Genomic DNA, 316 nt, shown 5'->3' with positions numbered 1-316 from the left:
AGCAGACCGGGATCCTCGTGCAGACCGTCGACAATCCCGGCAGCGGTGGCACCGACACCGGCAACGACTTCACCAACTTCCTCGACTTCTCAGTCTCGGGCACCAAGTACGAGGACCTGACCGGAAACGGCAAGACGGCGGACGACACCGCCTGGTCGCATGATCCGGTGACCATCTTCATCGACGACGACAACAGCGGCGATCTCAGCGCCGGCGACCGCTCGACGACGACGGGGGCCGGCGGCGCCTGGTCGATCGGCGGACTGACGCTGGCCGATGTCGGCAAGAACATCTACGAGGTCGTGCCGGACGGCTC

The 316-nt window shown here is 65.8% G+C and carries 1 protein-coding gene; it reads left to right on the top strand.

The window, feature by feature from the left end; genetic code table 11:
- Positions 1 to 316 (top strand): hypothetical protein (locus EN857_RS35145; RefSeq protein WP_189522843.1); only part of this gene is annotated, 316 nt, incomplete at both ends.

The sequence above is a fragment of the Mesorhizobium sp. M4B.F.Ca.ET.214.01.1.1 genome (genome assembly GCF_004791545.1).
GTDB lineage: Bacteria > Pseudomonadota > Alphaproteobacteria > Rhizobiales > Rhizobiaceae > Mesorhizobium > Mesorhizobium abyssinicae.
The sequence above is the reverse complement of the archived record's forward strand: the minus strand, read 5'-3'. Positions and strand labels throughout refer to the sequence as shown.